This window comes from Rhizobium sp. P1_E6, from assembly GCF_056405875.1.
Genome location: NZ_JBFUBG010000079.1, coordinates 1 through 20,244, shown reverse-complemented (window position 1 = coordinate 20,244; position 20,244 = coordinate 1). Strand labels below are relative to the sequence as shown.

Below are 20,244 nucleotides of genomic sequence, written 5' to 3'. Positions count from 1 at the left end.
CCGGCATCTGGCACAGAGAGTAGCAATGAGGGACGTCATACCGCGTGACATGAAAGACAATGTCTTTCCTGTGCCTATCCAATACCTGGATCTTTCGTCGGATGACGTCGGTGCGAATGTCCCGGCGATCGACGCCGGGCTCGTCGTCTTCGTCTTCGAAGGCCTTCCCGTCGGTCAGGCCTATATCGAGAGGTCAGAAATCCCGGGCGCCCTGGCTGCGCGCGCCGTCTTGCCAGAGACCATCGAACACGCTCGGGACGTGATGCGGGCACCGATCAGGAACCGCGACGTCAGCCTCCTGATCTGCACCAAGGATCGGCCGGACGAACTAGCTAGATGTCTCGCATCAATCCCCACGCAGTCTTTGCCTCCGGCTGAGGTAATCGTCGTCGACAACGCCTCAGCCGGTGATGGCACCCGTCGGGCCGTCGAGGCAGCCGGTGCAACCTATGTGCGCGAAAACAGGGTCGGATTGGACTACGCCCGCAATGCCGCCGTGCGCGCGGCAAAGACCGAGTTCGTGGCGTTCACGGATGACGACGTAGTCCTGCACGAGCGGTGGCTGGAGAACCTGATGAAGGCCTTTGATCAGCCGGATATCGGATGCGTCACCGGCCTTGTCCTTCCTGGAGAGCTTTCCACGCCCGCGCAGCTGATCTTCGAAACCCATTGGGGATTTGGCAGAGGCTATAGGCGTCTGGATTTCGGCCAGGACTTCTATCGCCAAAGCGCACCATACGGGGCGCCTGCCTGGCTGATCGGCGCGGGCGCAAGCCAGGCATTCCGCCGCCAGATATTCGACGATATCGGATTGTTCGACGTGCGGCTGGATATGGGCGCAGCCGGGTGTTCGGGCGATTCGGAATTCTGGAATCGCCTTCTCCATCACGGCGGCACCTGTCGCTACGAACCGACGGCGGTTTCCTGGCATTTCCATCGTAAGGATATGAAGGGGCTCGCCAGGCAGATCCGCCAATACATGAGCGGCCATGTGGCGGCCTTGCTGGTGCAGTACCAGAACACCGGCAACCGGGGCAATCTGCGGCGCATCCTGGTCGCCTTGCCACAATATTATCTTCAGAGGTTGAGGAAACGGCTGCCCAAGGGGGCGACCTCGGACAACTTCTTTCTCAGGGAGGAGATATTGGGATGCCTGAACGGCGCCTGGTATGTCCTTCGCCGCTGGAAGATGCCGGCATGGTAACCGTACCGAAGCCGGATATATCGTTCCTTGTCCCCGCTTATAACGCGGCGGAAACTCTGGCAGACTGCCTTGGCAGCTTGCAGAAACAGTCGGTGTCAAACTGGCAGGCAGTCGTCGTCGATGACGGTTCGAAAGACGATACCTGGAATGTGCTCGAAGGCTTTGCGAAAGCCGACAGCCGGATCCTGATCCATCGTCAGGCGAATGCCGGCGCATCCGCGGCGCGTAACGCCGCCGCCGGGTTTGCGACCGCTCCTCTGCTCTGCATGCTTGATGCGGACGACTGGTTGGACCCCGTTTTTATCCAAAACATGCTACCGATTGCGACCGATGACCAACAACCGATCGTTGCCTATTGCAGCTATCGCCGTGTCACACCGGACGGCCGGATGCTGAGTGTCGAAATACCCCCTGATCTCGCAGGCGACAGGGCAAAGCGGGAATTCTCGTCGTTCTGTGCGCTCGCTATTCATACGGTGGTCTTTCCCAGAGACCTTTTCATCCGATTGGGCGGTTTGGATGTCCAACTGCAGACTTGCGAGGAATGGGATCTCTGGCTCCGTATGGCCTTTGCCGGAGTTTCGTTCCGGCAGGTCGAAGGATGCCTTGCCTTCTATCGCATGAAAACCGGCTCGCTCTCGGGTGATCCGCTAAAAATGCTGAGGGATGCCGTCCGTGTCACCACCAGCGCGCAAGTGCTGCGCTTGAAAGAAGGGCTGTCGCCGGATGCTGAGGACGCCCGATGGACGGCGCCTGCGCTCGGTCAATTGCGAATGCTCACCTGGGCCGCCTCAGTCAACCTGTGCGCGGGAGACGAACTTGCCGCGCTTGCAGAGGTTCTGCCCGAATTTCCCAACTCTTCCGGTTACGAAAACTTCCTGACCGAAGGGATATTGCATGGATTGCAGATCGGTCTGAAGGTAGCGCGCGCCGCCGATCTCGTCGATTCGCTGGAACTTTGGACGCCGGCCTTCCTCGATCTCATACAATTGCTTGAACAGCACTCCCTGCCCGGGACTGGCCGCCGGATGGAAGAATTGATTGTCTGGTCAATTTCGGCACCCGACATGTCTCGCTCCTTCGCACTCGGCCATCTCCAGGTGGCCGCCATCGACACCGAGAAGCTCGCCTGGATCACCCGGGTTGACGAGGCCGATACGCTGCTCCTGCACGTCTTTGCCGCAGGGCTATATGTCGGATCGCATGTCGGCCCCTTGTGGGGAGACCTCTCTCTACGCGCTCAAGTCAAACTCATTATCGATGACTTGCAGGCCGGAAATTGCTTGCCGACGCCTTTAACGTTCTCTTATGCGCGTTCTTGGACGGCCGCAGCCCTTCGCAATAGGAGGGCTTTCGGCAAAATCGTCCGGCAGCGCAGCGGGCGACGGCGCCAGATCGAACATCTCTTCAAAGCGGTACATCTGACCGCGCTCGTCGAAACTGCAGCTGGCGGACGAGCGGATAATGACGCACGCTTGCTGGAGGCGAAATCCCGCTATCAGCAGCGGCTCGCCGTTCCCGCGGTCGCGACGACGGACCAGTCTCCCGAAGCAGGAGACCACCAAACGGTACTGCCTGAAGCAACGACAAAAAAAGAATATTGGGAGCGTTTCTTCGAACGCCCGGACCCCTGGAACTACGTCTCAGTCTACGAACAGGTCAAATACGAGCAGACGCTGAGCCTTGTTCCCGATGGGGTCGCAAGAACCCTGGAGCTTGCCTGCGCGGAAGGTCTGTTCACGGCAAAACTCGCACAGAAGGTCGGTTTTGTGACAGCCGCGGACATCTCCAGCCGCGCGATTGAAAGGGCATCCGAGAGATGCCGGGACCTTCCAAATGTGGAGCTTCGCGTCCTGGATTTCGTCGAAGCCGAACTTCCGCCCGAGCAGGATCTAATCGTCTGTTCGGAAGTCCTCTACTACCTGGATAACGAGGCAAGCCTGGAACAGGTATGCCGGAAAATCGCGGGTGCCCTGAAGCCGGGCGGTTACCTTGTCACGGCCCACGCCCATCTCCGGCGCGACGAGCCCGGCAGGACCGGTTTCGACTGGAACAATCCTTTTGGTGGGGGAACAATCAAGGAGGTCCTGTCAAACCTTCCTGACTTTGTGCTGGAAGAAACGGTTGAGACCGAGCTTTATGCCATTCACCGGTTCGCAAAGCGAAATACGGCAATACCGGTCGTGCGTATCGAGCCCCACGGTGTGCCTCTCGATACGGACGTCGCCAAAGACATTATCTGGGGCCCGGCGGGCATCGACCGCGAGGTCGCATGGACGAACGAGGTCGTGACCTCGGTTCCGGTGCTCATGTACCACAGGATTGCGCTCGACGGGCCGGACTCACTCCGTCGCTTTCGGGTCGCACCGGAAACCTTCCGTAAACAGATGCAGTTCCTGCGGCGGCAGGGCTATTATGCGCTGACGGCCGAAAGCCTGACCAGCCTGTTGTGTGAGGGCAAACCCATCCGCGGGCGACCCGTCGTTCTGACTTTTGACGACGCCTATCTCGATTTTCTCACCGACGCATTCCCGATCCTGGTTGAAAACGGGTTCAGTGCGGACGTCTTCGTGGTGACGGATAAGGTGGGCGGCAGGTCGGATTGGGATGCCGGATACGGGGATACGGCACCTCTGATGTCCTGGAGCGATATCCAGAACCTGCAGCGGCAAGGAATCCGTTTCGGGTCTCATCTGGAGTCTCACAGGCCGGCAAGTTCGCTCGACAACACTACATTGCTGGGCGAAGCAGTATTTTCACGCGACGCCCTGGAAAGCCGGCTGGGTGAGGCCGTGACGTCCATCGCCCTTCCCTTCGGTTCTACCGATTTTCGTGTGCCTGGCATTCTTGCTCAAGCGGGCTACGAGATCGGCTTTTCGACAAAGCCCGCGAGAACGAGCTCTGTGGACCACCCCTTGTCACTGCCACGCCTTGAAATTCGCGGTGACCTCCCCCTCACGGCCTTTGCCGAGCTGATGGGCCAACCTGACGCCTTCATTGGATAGCGAGCCATGAACCTCGATCCGCTCCCCTTGGTCACGGTTATCATTCCTGCTTACAACGCCGAGAAAACACTCGCGAATACGCTTCGCAGCGTGTCGAACCAGACTCATCAACGCCTTGAAATCCTCGTGGTCGACGATGGTTCGTGGGATGGAACGTACGAACTGGCAAACGAATATCGCCTTCAAGATCCACGCATCAGGGTCCTGAAACAGGAAAACGGCGGCGTGGCTCGTGCCCGCAACTACGGAATCCACGAAGCGGCAGGCAGCTACATCGCCCCGATCGACGCCGACGATCTCTGGCATCCCCGCAAAATCGAATTGCAACTCCGAGCGCTCGCAAGCCTTCCCGGCGGGCGCGGGGTCGCCTACAACTGGTATGCTGCCATTGACGCGAATGACGTGATTTTCGCCCATTCGAGACCCGTGCTGTATAAAGGCGGCGTCTTCGAAATCATGGTCCGGGAGAATTTTATCGGTAACGGCAGTACGCCGCTCATGCCGCGCACTGATGTTCTGGCATGTGGCGGCTACGATCCGTCGCTGCGCGACCAAGAGGCCGAGGGATGCGAAGACTACAAGCTTTACCTGGCGCTGGCCGAAAGGCTGCCTTTCGCCCCCGCCGCTGATTTTCTAACCGGATACCGTTTTACCCAGGGGAACATGTCGAGCAATGCCTGTCGCATGCTGAGATCTCATGCCTTGGTAATGACAGAGGTCAAGAGACGTTACCCGCATCTTGCTGCCGCCGCCACCGCCGCCGAATTCGATACGGCACGGTGGTATTTCGCCAAGGCGTTCTCCAGCCAGGACCATGATCAGGTCAGAAAGCTGGCGCCGATAATTGCCGGGCGGTTCCCGTTGAGGCTCGCCCTTCACGGTGCCCGCCTTGTCTGGCGTTCAGCCAAACGTCGAGCACGGCGATTGGCAAATCGATTGCCAGACCGCGCAACCGGCAAGCCACCTGCCCCGCCGATAGGGGAAGGGACGACAGCCGTCGCTTTTCCCGAGAATGGCACGTCATTCCGTCACCGTTTTGAAGTGACGGCTATTGGCCAGACTGGCGAATTCATCGAGCCACGCGCGGGTGGCGCATGACGACGAGGCGAAAATCCGCTTCCGGCAAGCCGACGGGTGCCTTCAACCTGGTCGTAGCAGCCCGTTTCCGCGAGCTTCTAAAACTCGTGCCGTCGCTCCGGCTGAAGACGTCGGTGATGATCGTGATTGGCATCCTGAGCGGCCTCATGGAAATGGTGGGGATCACTTTCCTTGTGAGCCTCGTTTTTGTTCTCGGCCAACAGGGCTCTGCTTCCGGCACTGCAATCGCCGGGCTGCCCGCGCTTTTCGGCGGGTTCGAAGCCGCGATATCGAAGTCGATGCTGGTCACCATCCTCATCTGCGCGATCATCCTCCGGATCGTTCTGGGCTTTGCCAATTCGATCATCGCGAGCATCGTCAGCCATCAGATCAGCGGCAGCATCCGACATCGTCTTTACTCAAAGATCCTGACGATCCCATTTCAGCGGTTTCAGCATTACGAACGCAGCGACCTCATGAATGTGATCGCAACGGAATCCTATGCGGTCGCTTCCGCTCACGCGAGCCTGGTCCGCCTCGGAATCAATCTCGGGACCATCGTCATCTTCGGCATCGGAATGCTCATAATGGCATGGCCGATCGCCGTACTCGGGCTTGTTTTCGGCGTTATCCATAACCTGACTCTCGGCCTGTTTGCCGGGGCCTATCGGCGTGTCGGTGTGACCGCCCTTGCGGCAATGGAGGACCTGACACAACTTACCTGGACCACACTGCAGACCTTGAAGGCAGTGAAGAGCTTCGGTCTGGAAAAGCGCCACGAAAGCATTTTCGATGTCCTTTCCACAGATGCCGGTAAAACATGGTCCCGTTCCGACCGGATGGGTGCGGTAACTTCACTTCTGAGCGAGGTACTGACATTCGGCGTGATCCTGACGATCATTCTGTCTTCGCAATTTCTGCCGGTCGACTTCCGCGCGGCGTTGTCGGCCACCATTCTTCTTTACAGGCTTCAACCGCATATCAAGGAGTTCGATTCCCAGATCCTTGGCCTCCATGCCATGGAGGCCTCCGTGCAGAACATTCTGACGATAATTTCCGAGGCGGACGATGTCAGACAGGTGGCCTGCGGAGAAAAGCTCAAACATCTGCGGAAGGAGATCGTTTTCCACGATGTTTCGTTCTCTTATGAAGGGAACATCGTTCCCGCCGTCAGCCATGTCAGCTTTTCCATCAGGACAGGGGAGACGACCGCCCTGACGGGGCCAAGCGGCTCCGGCAAGACAACTATCCTCAACATGCTGCTCGATCTCATTCAGCCGAGTGAGGGTCGCATAACCCTCGACGGCAAGGATCTTTCAACCATCGAACGATCGAGCTGGCTGCGGCTACTCTCAGTCTCGGGCCAGGACGTCGAATTGATGGAAGGCACGGTCCTCGACAACATCCGGTTCCGCCGCGAAATTTCCAAGGAAGATATCCGCTGGGCCGCAGATGTGGCTTGCGCGACGGAGTTCATCGAGAAACTGCCTTCCGGCTTCGATGAATGGCTGGGCGATGAGGCGATAAGGCTTTCGGGTGGCCAGCGCCAGCGCATCGGCCTGGCGCGTGCGCTTGCTGGCCGGCCTGAGATACTGCTCCTGGACGAAGCTACCAATGCGCTTGACGAGGCGACCGAAGCGCGCGTGCTTTCCCTCCTGCTCAAGGAATACCAGGGTCGAACACTGATTATCGTCAGCCACCGATCGTCCGTTGCCAGCCGGATGAAGCATCAGATCTGTCTCGTCCCGCCAGTGATACAGGAATAATCAATGGATCGAGGAGACGCTTTTTATTCCGCCCAGCCCTTTGTTTCAGTCGTCATTCCGGCCTTCAACGCTTCCACATATATTGAGCGTACGCTTCGATCCGCGGCGCGCCAGACCTATCCGGCCCTGGAGATCATTGTTGTCAATGACGGTTCGACGGACGACACGGCAAAACTGGTCGAGCAAATCGCGGTGACGGATCCACGGATCCGCCTCCTCTCTACACCGAACCGCGGTGTCGCTGCCGCTAGGAATGCCGGCATCGAGGCATCATCAGGTCGATTTGTGGCATTCCTTGACGCCGACGATCTCTGGCACCCCACGAAAGTCGAGAAGCAGGTAAACGCTCTCAATCGCTTATCCCCGCGGTGGGCTGCGGTCTATGCGTTGCATTATATTATCAATCAGAACGACGAGATCATTCGGCCCGGCGCATCCAATGTCGCAAGGGGATATATCTATGCCCGGCATCTGACTTTCAAATATATAGGCAATGGAAGCGCGCTTCTTGTGCGACGGGACGTTGCGCTCGAGATCGGTGGGTTTGATAGCTCATACGCAGCAGCAGGTATCGGAGGCTGCGAAGATCTCGATTTCGAGTTCAGGCTGGCCGCACGCTATTGTATCGAAGTCATCCCCGAACGACTGGTGGGATACAGAGAATATCCCGGCAATATGTCATCCAATCACGTACGAATGGGCCAAGGTGCTTTAGAAGTTGTAAAGCGCTCGCTTGCCGCAAATCCGCAGGTTCCGAGATATGCAGCCAGGAGCGCTGTCGCGCTCACTCAAAAATACGCGTTCTGGCAATACAGACAGGCCAAGAGTCTGCGCCTGCTGCTCGCCACTGCTTGGGTAATTTTTCAACACGACCCACGTTTCATACTTCGGTTCATATGGCAAACGAGCCGACGTATCGTGAAGCGAGGAATGACTTTCAAGGCAACAACAGAGCGCGGTGAAAACCCGCTGCGACTGAATGAACCGAGATTCGACGATCAAATCGTCCTTACGCCTGTTGAAAGCACGGAAGAGACGGCTCGGTCACGACGTCATCTGATGCGGCTGACCGCGATCGACGCCAAGTTGAGTTCGATACATGAGAGCGCAGAGCCAATCGGGCTCCCGGGCGGTGAAATTACCACAAGACCGCACGACCCTTAGTGCCCGTCAGGCGGAACGTCAGATTTCGACGTGGTTTCAACGATGTTCTTGCGATGGAAGATGAAGAGGCCTGCGAGAACGATGATGACCGAGCCGACCAGAATCTGCCTGTCGGGCAATTCGCCGAAGAAAATGTAACCAAGGACGATTGCCCAGAGCAGCAGGCTGTATTGGAGCGGCGCAAGCAGGGATGCCGGGGCAAGCTTCAACGCGCGCGTGATCATCATATGCGCGCTGYCTGCGACGATGCCGAGCGCCAGCATGCCGGCGAGGTCAAGGGCGGAGGCAGCACGCCAATCACCGATGCTCAGGAACAGACCGGTGACCAACGCACCGACGGTCTGCCATGTGACGAGCGTCACATCGCTCGTCTGCCGCAGCCGCCGGCCAAGGATCAGCGTCAGCGCGAAGGAAAGGCTGCCGATTAGGCCGAAGATCGACGGCCAGGACAACATGGCCGTCGAGGGCCTCAGCGCAATCAGCACGCCGACGAAACCGAGGATGACAGCGAGCCAGCGGCGCCAGCCGATCGTCTCGCCAAGGAAGAAGTGCGAAAGGGCGGCGACGTAGATGGGGCCGGCCATGTAAAAGGTCATGACATCGGCAAGCGGAAGATAGGCAACTGCGGCATAGAAAAAGGCGACATCCCCCGTCGTCAGGATAACCCGCAAGATTTGCAGGGGAGCGCGCTCGACCTGAAAGAGCGAGCGAGGTCCTTGCCGGGCGATCATCGGGGCAAGAATGAGAAAGGAACCGAACGAGCGGATCACCAGAACCTGGCCGACGGCAAAGCTCGCCACCAACCATTTGCCCATGGCGTCGTTCAGCGAAAACAGGAAGTCGCCGAGGAGCATCAGAAGCACACCGAAAAGCACTGCGTTTCCCGCGGTCTGGCTGACGCGCAAATTCATGATTCGTCCCAATTGGTTAGCCCTCTTGTCTCCCATAGAACTTCATCCTGCGATCGTCGATCCGTGAGTTAGGATTTCCATGGCAGAACTCTAATCATTGAGAGGAATTCCGTGCTTGTCCGGCGTCGTCAATCCCATCGATGGCAGCGACACCGCCGTTAAAGTGATATGTGAGGAGCGACTGGAACAATCGGCATCAATTGTCGTCGCGATCACATTGAAAAGACTGCACACTTCTCCCCTTCCCCGCATGGTCGTCTTGTGGCAATGGTGGTGGTTCAAACTCTATAAAGACATCATGAAAGCGATTTCAGGCACCAATCTCGAGCAGGCCAAGTCACACAACAGGCGTGTCGTGATTGAGGCTATCCGCACCAACGGTCCGCTGTCGCGCGCCGCGATCGCCCGTATGACGGCGCTGACGGCGCAGACGGTCTCGAACATCGTTGAGGAATTGCAGCGCTCGCATCTGCTCGTGCCTGCGAAAGCGCAGAAGCTTGCCCGCGGCCAGCCAATCATTCCCTACTCGATCAATCCGCATGGGGCCTATTCCATTGGGCTCGAACTCGGCCGTCAGCGCGCGAGCGGCGTGCTGACCGATCTCTCGGGTGCAGTCTGTGCACGCATCGAGCGTCATGTCGAACATCCCGATCCCGAACAGGCGATGCCAATCCTCKGGGCCATTGTCGAGGATTTGCAGGGAGCGTTCTCCTTTGACCGCAACAGGCTGCTCGGTGTCGGCATGGCCCTGCCTGGCCGTTATGCGGAGGGCGGCGTCACATCGCTCAGCCCGCAGAACCTGCCTGGCTGGCAGGATTTCCCCGTCGGCTACGAGCTCGAACGGCGCGTGAAGGTGCCTGTGCTCGTCGAGAATGACGCGACGGCTGCGGCCATCGGCGAGCGCCTGCACGGTGTTGCCCGCGGCTTCAGCAGCTTCGTCTATCTCTTCCTTGCGGGCGGCGGCGGTATCGGCGCCGGCATGTTCCTCGACGGGCATCTCTACAAGGGCAGCCGGCACAATGCCGGCGAGATCGGCCACATCATCGTCGAACCGCATGGCCGGCTCTGCAGCTGCGGCAAGCGCGGATGCCTCGATCGCTACGTGTCGCCGACTGTCGCTTATGAGTTCATGGGCATTGCGAATGCTGAAGAGCTTTTGCCGGATCAACTCGACGCGCTGATTGCCGGAGGCGGCGAAGGTCTGGATGCCTGGCTGGATCAGGCGGTCCAGCCGCTGCGGCAGACCGTCGATTTTCTGGAACTGGCTTTCGATCCGCAGACCATAGTGCTTGGAGGCAGCATATCGACATCGCTGATGCAGCGGCTCGCCGCGCGGCTGGAACCGCTGCACATTCCCATTGACCCCGACCAGAAGCGCACGTTACCCCGTGTCATGATCGGCATGACCGGCAAGGATACGGCGATCCTCGGTGCCGCTGCCCTGCCGATCTTTTCCGAGACCAATCCACGCTTTGACGTTCTGCAAAAGCCGGTCGGCTAAGCCGAGGCTCGCTGGTCAAGTCAGGATATGACGGCCGCTACCATGCCGCCGCCGAGAAGAAGATATTTGCGCAGTGGTCATCGGCCTTCTCTCACTTCATCGCGATGACGACCTTACCCTTCGCACGTCCCGTTTCCACGTAGTCCAGTGCCTCGTTGGTCTTCTCGAACGGGAAGACCCGATCGATGACGGGGCGAATGGCGCCTGCCTCGATCAGCGCGGTGATCTTGCCAAGCTGAGCGCCGTTCGCCGTCATGAAGAGAAACGAATAGGCGATCCCCCGGCGTTTCGATCTTCGCCTGATCCCCGAACTCAGGAGGCGCATGACCTGCCGGAGCAACCAGCCGAAGCCGTTCTCGCTGGCAAAGTCGGGATCGGGCGGACCGGAAATCGAGATCAGCCTGCCGCCCGGCTTCAGGACGGCAAGGGATTTTTCCAGCGTATCCTTGCCGAGGCTGTTCAGCACGACGTCATAGCCCTTCAGCACCTTTTCGAAGTCGTCCTTCTTGTAGTCGACCACCACGTCGGCGCCGATGCTTTTCACTAGATCGATGTTTGCCGTGCTCGTGGTCGTCGCCACATGGGCGCCGAGATGTTTGGCAAGCTGGATGGCAACCGTGCCAACGCCACCGGAGCCCGCATGGATCAGTATCCTCTGTCCCTTCTGCAATTTGGCGCGCTCGACCAGAACCTGCCATGCGGTCAGCGCCACCAGCGGAATCGATGCGGCCTCTTCCATGTTGAGATTGGCGGGCTTCAGCGCGACATCGGCCGCATCGATGGCGATATATTCGGCGAACGTCCCGATGCGACCCTGGCCAGGCCGCGCATAGACCTCGTCGCCCGGCTTGAACTGTCGGACATTCGCCCCGACCCGAACCACGACGCCCGCGACATCATTGCCGAGCACCAGCGGAAGCCGATAGGGCAGGATGAGCTTGAATTCCCCATCCCGGATCTTGGCATCYAGCAGGTTCACGCTGGCGGCATGGATCTCGACCATCACGTCGTTTTCACGCAGTTGCGGTTCGGGGCTGTGGCCGAGCCTGAGGGCGCCGCCTTTCTTGTAGCGATCGATCAGGAATGCTTTCATTGGACGAACTTTCGTTTCTGTGGTGAGCCTGCACAGCGACAGGGCAGGCTCAGTCGGGAAGCTTGTTGAATTTCCGGAGGTTCCTGTCGACGAAGGACTCGGGAAGAAAGCGGCGGATAAAGCGCACCTGTCCCGCGACTTTTCCGGCCGTGTAGCGTCTCTTTGGCGATGGCGCATTGGCGGCTCGAACGACAGTTGCGGCCACCACTTCGGGTGCATCACCCTTCGAGACGATTTCGCGCATCAGCTTTTCGGCTTCGGCGCGTACCGCATCATAGATGGCGAGCGGCCGGTCCGGCCGCGTGATGTTCTCTTCAAAGGAGGTGCGGGTGACGCCCGGTTCGACGAGCACCACACGGATGCCTTGCGTGCGCACTTCATGGTCGAGGGATTCCGAGTAGCCTTCGATCGCATGCTTGGTTGCTGCGTAGAGCGCGTTGAAGGGCGCCGGGATCAGCCCGAGGATCGAGCTCAGGTTGACGATCCGGCCGCTGCGTTGCCGCCGCATCACCGGCAGTACCGCATTCGTCATCCGTATGGTGCCGAAGACGTTGACGTCGAACACGGATTTCGCCTGCGCCGTCGTCGATTCCTCGGCGCCACCAAGCAGGCCGATCCCGGCATTGTTGACAAGAAGATCGATCCGCCCTGCCCGGCTTAGAACCTCGTCAACGACGCCCTGCACGGACTGATCGTCGATGACATCGCAGATCAGCATCGTGATCCCGTCGGCGGTATCGGGCATCGACCTTCGGCTGGTGCCGAAAACACGGTAACCGTCGCGCCGCAGCGCTTTCGCCGTCACCAGCCCGATGCCGGAGGAAGCCCCAGTGACCAGGGCAATGCCACGTTCTTTCTTGCTCATCTCTGCCTTCGTTTTGTCATGGACCATCCGTGTACATTCTGTTACTATCAAATCGATACTAAGTCACTACCAAAAAGATATCGACATGAAAAAACTTTCAGATCAACCCTGCCTTATCGCCCGCAGCCTGGCGCTCGTGGGCGATGCGTGGAGCATGCTGATCATGCGCGACGCTCATGCGGGGCTGACCCGCTTTGATGATTTTCGAAAGAGCCTCGGCATTGCCCCGACGATGCTGACGGGGCGGCTGTCATCGCTGACGGAGGAAGGGCTGCTGGAAAAACGTCGCTATTCCGAGCGCCCGCCGCGCGATGAATATGTGCTGACAGAGGCTGGCCGCGACTTTTTGCCAGTTCTGTTTGCGATCGGCGCCTGGGGCCGCAAGCACCGCGGCGGCGGCGAAGTCACCCGTTTCTTCGATGCCGAAACCGGAACCGAGATCGATCCCGTCACCATCGACCGCGCGACCGGCGCTCCTGTGGGAACCCGTCCCATTCGCATCGCCGAACCCGGATGCGCAGCTCCGCCGCCGGATCAGCAGGACTGACTGCCAGCGCAGCTCGCTTCGGCGTGTCTGCAACGCTCGAGCTCGCAGCTTGAGAGCGATGTGAACATCCATTGCCATCACCGTCTCCGGTGATGGCAAAAATGATCCTTAATCCTAATCCGAGCTTATGACTGCTGCAGCCCGTAGAGTAGTGGCATCAGCCCGGCGAGCGCCTTGAAACGCTCCCACGACTTGGACGACGGTTTCGTCCAGCCCGTTTCGGCAAGCGCGGACAGGCGCGGAAAGACGAGCCGATCGAAGACGGCGCGATCGGTCATCGGTTCGGACCAGATGCAGGCCTGAATGCCGCGAAGCTTCTGCTTCTGGGTTTCCGTCCAGCCGCCGACCGGATCGAAGGTGTAGAGCTTCTCGGCATCCGACGTGCCGGCCCAACTGGCGCCCGGCTCGTCCCAGTCCGGCCGCAACGCCATGTCGAGATAGTAGACCTGTCCCGGGCAAACGACGATCTCATAACCGCGATCGGCAAGCTCGGCGGAGACCTCGACATTGCGCCAGCTGCAGAGATAGCTTTTCGACTTGTCGATGACGTCGCCATGCGCCGCTTCCTCCCAGCCGCCAGTGGTGCAGCCCCTGGAAGCCAGGAAGCTCTGAATGCGTTTCAGGAATTCCGCCTGCAGGATTGCCGCACCCGAGCCATGGATGTCGTCGGCACCATGGGTGTTGGTGATGACATTCAGGCGCTTGGCATGCGCATCGGCAACCTCATCGCCGGCGAGCGAACGTAAGCGAGCGAGCGCTTCCGGCGAGCCGGACCACGCGCCGAGCGGCACTTCGTCGGCGCCGACATGGATTGTCTTGAAGGGGAAAAGTTCGATGAGCTCCGAGAAAATGGTCTCGATGACCTCATAGGTCTTTTCTCGCGTCGGATTGACGCAATTGTCCGGAAAGCCCTGAACGGAATAATAGCTTCCCGCCTCTTCCGGATCGCGCAGCTCCGGTATTGCCTGCAGCATGGCGTAGCAATGGCCGGGGATGTCGATCTCCGGCACGACCTCGATGCCGAGATCCCCGGCGTAGGCGACGATCTCGCGGATGACCGGTTTAGTGTAATAGCCGCCTGTGCGCGCCGGGCTGGAACCGAGCAATGGCGGAACGGCGAGGCCGTGGCCCCGCCAAGCGCCGATTTCGGTCAGTGCCGGATAGGCATCGATCTCGACACGCCAGGCTTCATCATCGGAGAGGTGCCAGTGGAAACGGTTAAGCTTGTTCCAGGCGAGTACCGCCATCAGCTTCCTGATTTCCGCCTCGCCATAGAACTGGCGAGCGACATCGAGATGCAGACCGCGCCAGCCCATCGAGGGTTCATCGACAATCTCACCGGATGCTGGGAACTGGAAGGTCCGCGGGTGCTGGCGCGCGCCGCGCCAGATCTGGCCGAGCGTGATGAGGCCGTAGAGGAAGCCGGTGTGGCTGCTCGCCTCGACGGTGATTGCCTCCCCTTCGAAGCTTAGGCGATAAGCCTCTGGGCCGAAGCCGTCAGCTTTCGTCAGGGTTACAGCCGCGGCACCCTCTGCGGCTGAGCGAATGATACCCTCGACGGCGAAGAGATGATCGACCAGCGCTTTGAAGCTACCGGCTGCAGCCTTCGCCTCCCGATCCTCGGCCTGCAGCGTGAAGCCTGCCGGCAAGGGTCGCCGCGAGGCGACGGCCACATGGTTCGGCCAGGGGATGATCGAAACCTGCACCGGCACGCTGGTTGGCACGGGAAAGATCTCGGCGCCGCGCTTCAACGGTGCATTGCTGGCGGCCGAACGTGTCGGTTCAAGCGTCAGTGAAACGGTACTGCCGTCAGCAAAAGCGAGATAGGCGCTAGTTGCGCCATCCGTCCAATGGCGAAATTGCCAACTCAGCGCATGCACCGAGATCGTCCAGGTTTCGCCCGTGCCGAGAACGAAGCTTTCCAGCGGCCGGAATTCGGTGAAGTTCGAAATCCTTTTCGAAACCGTAGCGCCCTCGACGCGTCCGGCGGGATCGATCCGGCCCGGTCCGCTGACGCAAAGCGAGAAGCCTGAAAGCGGCTCGGCGGCCAAGTTCTTGAGCTGCAGGACATAGGAGAAATCCTTGCCATTGGCAGGCGGATTCCAAATGGTTTCGAGCCGCAAGGCTGAAGATCGCGGTATGGACATGGTCATTTCTTTCTGTTCGGATCGGTTGAAATCAGCTCTTGAGCATGCCGGCATAGATGCCGGGAGCGGAATCGGGGATAGGAATGGCGCCGACGGCTTTCTCGTAGAAGGCGGAGGGACCAACATCGCCGATGATCGCATAGGCGTAGCCTAGGGCCTTCAGGTCATTCAGGCTGGCGAAGAGCAGTGCCCTGCCGATACCAAGCCCACGAAGGCTTTCGTCTACACCCGTCGGCCCGAAGAAATCGCGTGCGCTCGCCTCATGACACGAAAAGCCAACGAGCTTGCCTTCGCGCGTGGCAATGAAACAGGTCGGTGGCTGGCGCGTCATCGCAACCGTTGCCTCGCTTGCCCAGGCCTCACCAAACTGTTCGTCGATCCAGCGGACGATCAGCTTCAATTCGGGTGGTATCGCGCGGCGGACGGTGACGCCAGACTTTGCCATAGCGTCGGCTGATTTTGTGTCCTGCGGCAAGGTCGACAGATTGAYGAGATAATCCATGGAAGACATCCTCCTAGGTCTGAGCGCCGAGCGCGCGCATGAAATGATTGGAACCGATCTGCTCGATGACGGCGGATTCGGGACGGCTGAGCGAGCGGACGCGTTCAGCCTGCTCGAGGAAGCGTGCGCTGCCGCCGGTCACGAACGGCCGTCCGCCATCCGGCACAGCAGATAACAAGAGCTGCGTATAGGGATGGCGCGGGTTGGAGAGCACCGCTTCGGTATTGCCCCATTCGACCATCTGGCCGGCAAACATCACGACAATCTCTTCGGCCACATGTGCCGCCGTCGCGATGTCATGGGTGATGTAGAGCATCGCCAGTTCATTCTCCTGCTTCACCCGCGCGAGCAGATCGAGGATGTCCTTGCGGATGGAAACGTCGAGCATCGAGGTCGGCTCGTCTGCGACCAGCACGCTCGGCGCGACAGCCAGCGCTCGGGCAATGTTGACGCGCTGGCGCTGCCCACCCGAGAGTTCGTGCGGAAACTTCTGCTTCGAGACGGCGGGATCAAGACCGACGCTCGCCAGCAATCCGGTAATGCCGTCCTCAAGGGCAGCCCGTGACGTGTCATGGCCGTGAAGCTGCAGAGGCCGGGCAAGATGATGGCTGACTGTAAAGGCCGGATTGAGTGACGAGAACGGGTCTTGAAAGACCATCTGCACGTCCTTGCGATAGAGACGTTCCTCCTTCGCCGTTCCACGGGCCGTCAGGTCCTGTCCGCGAAAGAACAGGCTACCGCCGGTCGGCTTGTCGAGACGTGCGATGATGCGGGCGCACGTGGTCTTGCCACAGCCGGATTCGCCGACGAGTGCCAGTGCGCGGCCGGGAAAAAGCGAGAAGGAGACACCTTTGAGTGCGTGAACCGGACCGAACTGACGCCGGATGTCTTCAAGCCGAATGACGGGTCCGGCGATGGACGGATGTGCCTCGGCGTTCATGCCAGCGCTCCTGAAAGATGCATTCTGCCTGGAAGCTGGGGAATGGCGTTCCAGAGCTTGCGCGTATAGTCGTGCAGCGGCGCCTGGCTCACTTGGTGGACGTCGCCCACTTCGACGAGTTCTCCCTTCAGCATGATGCCGATGCGCTGGCAGAGCTGCGCCATGAGATGCAGGTCATGGGTGATGAACAGCACCGAGAAACCGTAGCTCCGCTGCAGATCGACGACCTGTTCGAGGATTTCACGCTGGACCACCACGTCGAGCGCCGTCGTCGGCTCGTCCATGATGATGAGCTCCGGTCTCAGCGCCAGGCAGATGGCGATGACGATGCGCTGGCGCATGCCGCCCGAGAACTGATGCGGATAATCGCTGATGCGCTGGGGCGGTATGCCGACGAGACGGAACATCTCCTCACCGCGCGCCCGCGACTCCTGACGCGAGCAGCCGGTGTGGCGGTAGAGCACATCGTGAAACTGCGCCTCGACGCGCATCAAAGGATTGAGCGAATTCATCGCGCTCTGGAAAACCATGCCGATGCGCTTCCAGCGGATCTTCTGCAGTTCCCGCTCCGGAATTTTGAGAAGATCCCGCCCGTCCATGCGGATGCTGCCGCCGCTGATCCAGGCCGGGGCCTTGGAAAGGCGCGTGATGGCATAGGCAATGGTGCTCTTGCCGCAGCCGGATTCGCCCGCAAGCCCGAAGATCTCGCCACGTCCGATATTGAACGACACGTCCTTGACGGCCCGGAACTCGCCCCTGTCGAGCAGATAATCAACGTTAAGCTTTTCAATTTCCAGCAGATTGTCGCTCATCGTCCGGCCTCCAGTGCGCGGTTGCGGGCACGAGTGAGACTAAACCAGCGCGACAACGCCGGCCCGGAGCGGAGCTGCGGATTGGCGATCTCATCAAAGGTGAAGTTGAGAAGCGCAAGGCCAAGGCCCGTCAGCGCGATGCCGATCGCCGGCACGCCGACGTCCCACCAGGCACCGACCATGATTGCCGAGGCATTCTGGGCATTGTAGAGCATCGTCCCCCAGGACACTTTCAGCGGATCGCCGAAGCCGAGATATTCGAGCGTCGTCTGCGCAACGATCGCATAGATGATGCTGCCGACGAGGTTGATGCCGATCAGCGGCGTGAGGTTCGGCAGGATCTCGACGAAGATGATCCGCCAGGCCGGCTCGCCGATCATTTTCGAGGCCGTGACGAAATCGCGATTGCGCAGCGCCATCGTCTGTGACCGCGTCATGCGTGCTCCCCACGGCCACGAGGTCAGGGCAATGATCGTCATGATCGTCATTGGCCCGACCGTTCCGGCAAAAGAGGCAAGCAGGATCAGCAGTGGCATGTTCGGAACGACCAGCACCGCGTTTGTTGCAAGGTCGAGGGCGGCATCCGTCTTGCCGCCGACATAGCCGGCGACAAGACCAATAGCGGTGCCGATCACGGTAATCGCAATGCCCGTCGCAAAGCCGACGGTGAGTGAACTGCGCGCACCCCAGACGAACTGGCGATAGACGTCACGGCCCATCTTCGTCGTACCAAGCACATGTTCGATGGACGGAGGCTGATGAGAGCGGCCGACGCGTGCGCCGGGTTCGCCGGGCGCGATGATCGGTGCGGATAGCGCCATCAGCCAGAGGCTAACGACGAGGATGAGGCCGGCGACGGCCTTCTTCTGGCGAAGAATGGATCTCAGCGTGAATCCCATTAAACGGCCTCCCGCAGTCGGGGGTCGACAAACCCATAAATGATATCGACGAGGAAGTTGGTGCCGAGCGTGGCGAGCGTCATCAGGAGCAGCTGTCCCTGGATGACCGGATAATCGCGGGCAATGCTCGCCGTATAAAGCGTCAAACCCAGTCCCGGGTAATTGAAGACGATCTCGGTGACGATCGAGCCGCCGAAGACAGCGCCAAGCATCAGCGCAAGGTTTGTCAGGACAGGGAGCATGGCGTTACGCGCGCCATAGCTGAACATGACCGTGAGGTGACTGAGGCCCTTGGCACGGCCCATCGTCACGTAATCCTCCCCGAGAATCGAAATCATCGACGAGCGCATGGTCGTCTGGAATTCGCCGATCAGGAACGGCGACAGCGTCAGCACGGGCATGATGGCGTGGATGAAGACACTGCCCGCGAAAGTGAAGTTGAACGCGGGATCGAGGTTCGGATCATAGGCATAGCCGACCGGAAACCAGCGCAGCGACACTCCGAAGACGAAGAGCGTCGTCAGGCCCACAATGACTGGTGGCACTGAAATCATCACGACCGCAAGCGGCGAGACGATCGTGTCGAAACGTCCGCCGCGCCGCCAGGCGGAGATTGCACCCAGAACCACGCCGATGCAGAGCGAAAAGATGATGGCGGTGACGACTAGGAAGATGGTCCAGATTGTCGAACGGCCGAGGACCTGGACGACTGTCTGGGGATAATATTTCACGGAGACGCCGAGATCGAAGGTCGCAAGCCCCTTCAGGTAGTCGACGAATTGCAGAAGCATCGGCTGATCGACGGCGCCGAAGCGCGCCTTGATCGCCTCAACGGCTGCGGGTGTGGCCCGCGGCCCGAGCTGTGCGACCATGGCGTCGACGGGTGTCCCCGGCATCAGCCGGGGAAGGATGAAGTTCATCACGATGGCAAACGCCAGGGCGACCGCATAGACGCCAAGGCGCCGTCCGGAAACACGCATCTTCCTACCTCGCCGGTGTTATTGGACCGGCTTCAGGCGGAGCAGATGCATGAGGCGCATCCGGTTGTTGTCGTGATCTTCCGGGTTCATGACCGGGTCCTTGTCGGTAACCCAGCCGGTGAAACGCTTGCTGGAAAACTGGTACCAGGTCGGGCCGTTAAAGACAGGCACGACTGGGAAGTCGTCGGCAACCAGCAGCTGGATATCGTTGAAGATCTTCTTGTGATCATCGTCCGACGTCGCCTTCAGATACTGATCGAAGAGCGCATCCAGCTTCGGGTTCTGATAGCGCGAGGGAGCGCCGGTGACGCGTCCGCCATAGGCCGTCGAGAGGCTCTGGTAATAGCCGCGGAACGGCGTCGCACCGTCAGCGCGCGAATTCATGACGACCTCGAAGCTGCCATCGAGGATCTGCTTGCGCCACTGTTCGTATTCGGGCGTGGCGACCGATGCGTTGATGCCGGCCGCGCGCAGGCCTTCGACGGCGATCTGCACGGCGTCGATCCAGTCGGTCCAGCCGTTGGGAACGATGATCGGGAAGGCGATCGGCTTGCCGGTCGGGGTCGTGCGGAAACCATCAGACCCCTTCTTGTAACCGGCATCGTCGAGGATCTTGTTCGCCTTATCGGTATCAAGCCCCATGAAGGCGTCCTTGTCGCCCTCCGCATTCTTGTTGCGCCAGCCTTCAAAGCGCGGCGGCAGGCCAGAGGCATGCTCATTGACGACGGGATAGCCGAAACCGGCGATATCGACCATCGACTTGCGGTCCATGGCAAGGCTGAAGGCGTGGCGGAAGTTGAGATCCTTATAGGCTTCCAGATTGCCTTCATC

The 20,244-nt window shown here is 59.8% G+C and carries 17 protein-coding genes; 7 read left to right on the top strand and 10 right to left on the bottom strand.

Annotation, left to right across the window (positions count from 1 at the left end; genetic code table 11):
- The first annotated feature begins 25 nt into the window (after positions 1-25).
- The 5 genes from AC1D35_RS27155 to AC1D35_RS27135 are packed head-to-tail and all read left to right on the top strand — an operon-like array spanning position 26 to position 8,216.
- The gene (locus AC1D35_RS27155) at positions 26-1,204 is read left to right on the top strand and encodes a glycosyltransferase family 2 protein (RefSeq protein WP_477941015.1); all 1,179 of its coding nucleotides are present in this window, start codon (positions 26-28) and stop codon (positions 1,202-1,204) included.
- Entirely contained in the window at positions 1,198-4,209 is a 3,012-nt protein-coding gene (locus tag AC1D35_RS27150; RefSeq protein ID WP_477941031.1) for a glycosyltransferase, read from the top strand. Before AC1D35_RS27155 ends, AC1D35_RS27150 begins: the two co-directional genes overlap by 7 nt.
- 6 nt (positions 4,210-4,215) lie before the next feature.
- Positions 4,216-5,307, top strand: a complete 1,092-nt coding sequence (locus AC1D35_RS27145) for a glycosyltransferase family 2 protein (RefSeq protein WP_477941013.1) — start codon at positions 4,216-4,218, stop codon at positions 5,305-5,307.
- The gene (locus tag AC1D35_RS27140) at positions 5,304-7,052 is read left to right on the top strand and encodes an ABC transporter ATP-binding protein (protein WP_477941010.1); all 1,749 of its coding nucleotides are present in this window, start codon (positions 5,304-5,306) and stop codon (positions 7,050-7,052) included. The genes AC1D35_RS27145 and AC1D35_RS27140 overlap by 4 nt, the downstream gene beginning before the upstream one ends.
- Positions 7,053-7,055: 3 nt before the next feature.
- Positions 7,056-8,216: a glycosyltransferase family 2 protein gene (locus tag AC1D35_RS27135; protein ID WP_477941009.1), complete on the top strand. Its 1,161-nt coding sequence runs from the start codon at positions 7,056-7,058 to the stop codon at positions 8,214-8,216.
- Here AC1D35_RS27135 and AC1D35_RS27130 read toward each other — a convergent pair.
- Positions 8,213-9,127, bottom strand: coding sequence for a DMT family transporter (locus AC1D35_RS27130; protein WP_477941006.1), 915 nt, complete (start codon positions 9,125-9,127; stop codon positions 8,213-8,215). The genes AC1D35_RS27135 and AC1D35_RS27130 overlap by 4 nt on opposite strands.
- Before the next feature lie 298 nt (positions 9,128-9,425).
- Here AC1D35_RS27130 and AC1D35_RS27125 point away from each other — a divergent pair, with 298 nt between their 5' ends.
- Positions 9,426-10,628 (top strand): ROK family transcriptional regulator, encoded by a 1,203-nt coding sequence (locus AC1D35_RS27125; RefSeq protein WP_477941004.1) that lies wholly within the window; start codon positions 9,426-9,428, stop codon positions 10,626-10,628.
- 91 nt (positions 10,629-10,719) lie between these two features.
- Here the strand turns inward: AC1D35_RS27125 and AC1D35_RS27120 are convergent, their stop codons facing one another.
- Both AC1D35_RS27120 and AC1D35_RS27115 read right to left on the bottom strand, forming a co-directional pair.
- The gene (locus AC1D35_RS27120; protein WP_477941001.1) at positions 10,720-11,721 is read right to left on the bottom strand and encodes an NADP-dependent oxidoreductase; all 1,002 of its coding nucleotides are present in this window, start codon (positions 11,719-11,721) and stop codon (positions 10,720-10,722) included.
- A gap of 49 nt (positions 11,722-11,770) precedes the next feature.
- Positions 11,771-12,586, bottom strand: a complete 816-nt coding sequence (locus AC1D35_RS27115; protein WP_477941000.1) for an oxidoreductase — start codon at positions 12,584-12,586, stop codon at positions 11,771-11,773.
- Between the two features lie 85 nt (positions 12,587-12,671).
- On the opposite strand from AC1D35_RS27115, the gene AC1D35_RS27110 reads away from it, so the two are divergent.
- Positions 12,672-13,133, top strand: a complete 462-nt coding sequence (locus tag AC1D35_RS27110; protein WP_477941029.1) for a winged helix-turn-helix transcriptional regulator — start codon at positions 12,672-12,674, stop codon at positions 13,131-13,133.
- A gap of 125 nt (positions 13,134-13,258) precedes the next feature.
- Here the strand turns inward: AC1D35_RS27110 and AC1D35_RS27105 are convergent, their stop codons facing one another.
- The 7 genes from AC1D35_RS27105 to AC1D35_RS27075 all read right to left on the bottom strand — a co-directional run.
- Positions 13,259-15,286 carry a beta-N-acetylhexosaminidase gene (locus AC1D35_RS27105; RefSeq protein WP_477940999.1) on the bottom strand — a complete coding sequence of 676 codons (2,028 nt, stop codon included), beginning with the start codon at positions 15,284-15,286 and terminating at the stop codon, positions 13,259-13,261.
- 25 nt (positions 15,287-15,311) lie between these two features.
- On the bottom strand, positions 15,312-15,782 hold the full coding sequence (locus AC1D35_RS27100) for a GNAT family N-acetyltransferase (protein WP_477940997.1): 471 nt from the start codon (positions 15,780-15,782) through the stop codon (positions 15,312-15,314).
- A gap of 13 nt (positions 15,783-15,795) precedes the next feature.
- On the bottom strand, positions 15,796-16,722 hold the full coding sequence (locus tag AC1D35_RS27095) for an ABC transporter ATP-binding protein (protein ID WP_113309516.1): 927 nt from the start codon (positions 16,720-16,722) through the stop codon (positions 15,796-15,798).
- On the bottom strand, positions 16,719-17,534 hold the full coding sequence (locus AC1D35_RS27090; RefSeq protein WP_113309519.1) for an ABC transporter ATP-binding protein: 816 nt from the start codon (positions 17,532-17,534) through the stop codon (positions 16,719-16,721). Before AC1D35_RS27090 ends, AC1D35_RS27095 begins: the two co-directional genes overlap by 4 nt.
- A complete protein-coding gene (locus AC1D35_RS27085) occupies positions 17,531-18,433 on the bottom strand; it encodes an ABC transporter permease (protein ID WP_113309521.1) in 903 nt (300 codons plus the stop codon). Before AC1D35_RS27085 ends, AC1D35_RS27090 begins: the two co-directional genes overlap by 4 nt.
- Positions 18,433-19,413, bottom strand: a complete 981-nt coding sequence (locus AC1D35_RS27080) for an ABC transporter permease (RefSeq protein ID WP_113309524.1) — start codon at positions 19,411-19,413, stop codon at positions 18,433-18,435. The genes AC1D35_RS27085 and AC1D35_RS27080 overlap by 1 nt, the downstream gene beginning before the upstream one ends.
- 18 nt (positions 19,414-19,431) lie before the next feature.
- A partial coding sequence (locus AC1D35_RS27075) for an ABC transporter substrate-binding protein (RefSeq protein WP_477940993.1) occupies positions 19,432-20,244 on the bottom strand: 813 nt, incomplete at its 5' end.

Coding starts and splice junctions, on each gene's coding strand:
- AC1D35_RS27155 (WP_477941015.1), top strand. CDS start 26: ATGAGGGACGTCATACCGCGTGACATGAAAGACAATGTCTTTCCTGTG.
- AC1D35_RS27150 (WP_477941031.1), top strand. CDS start 1,198: ATGGTAACCGTACCGAAGCCGGATATATCGTTCCTTGTCCCCGCTTAT.
- AC1D35_RS27145 (WP_477941013.1), top strand. CDS start 4,216: ATGAACCTCGATCCGCTCCCCTTGGTCACGGTTATCATTCCTGCTTAC.
- AC1D35_RS27140 (WP_477941010.1), top strand. CDS start 5,304: ATGACGACGAGGCGAAAATCCGCTTCCGGCAAGCCGACGGGTGCCTTC.
- AC1D35_RS27135 (WP_477941009.1), top strand. CDS start 7,056: ATGGATCGAGGAGACGCTTTTTATTCCGCCCAGCCCTTTGTTTCAGTC.
- AC1D35_RS27115 (WP_477941000.1), bottom strand. CDS start 12,586: ATGAGCAAGAAAGAACGTGGCATTGCCCTGGTCACTGGGGCTTCCTCC.
- AC1D35_RS27110 (WP_477941029.1), top strand. CDS start 12,672: ATGAAAAAACTTTCAGATCAACCCTGCCTTATCGCCCGCAGCCTGGCG.
- AC1D35_RS27105 (WP_477940999.1), bottom strand. CDS start 15,286: ATGACCATGTCCATACCGCGATCTTCAGCCTTGCGGCTCGAAACCATT.
- AC1D35_RS27095 (WP_113309516.1), bottom strand. CDS start 16,722: ATGAACGCCGAGGCACATCCGTCCATCGCCGGACCCGTCATTCGGCTT.
- AC1D35_RS27090 (WP_113309519.1), bottom strand. CDS start 17,534: ATGAGCGACAATCTGCTGGAAATTGAAAAGCTTAACGTTGATTATCTG.
- AC1D35_RS27085 (WP_113309521.1), bottom strand. CDS start 18,433: ATGGGATTCACGCTGAGATCCATTCTTCGCCAGAAGAAGGCCGTCGCC.
- AC1D35_RS27080 (WP_113309524.1), bottom strand. CDS start 19,413: ATGCGTGTTTCCGGACGGCGCCTTGGCGTCTATGCGGTCGCCCTGGCG.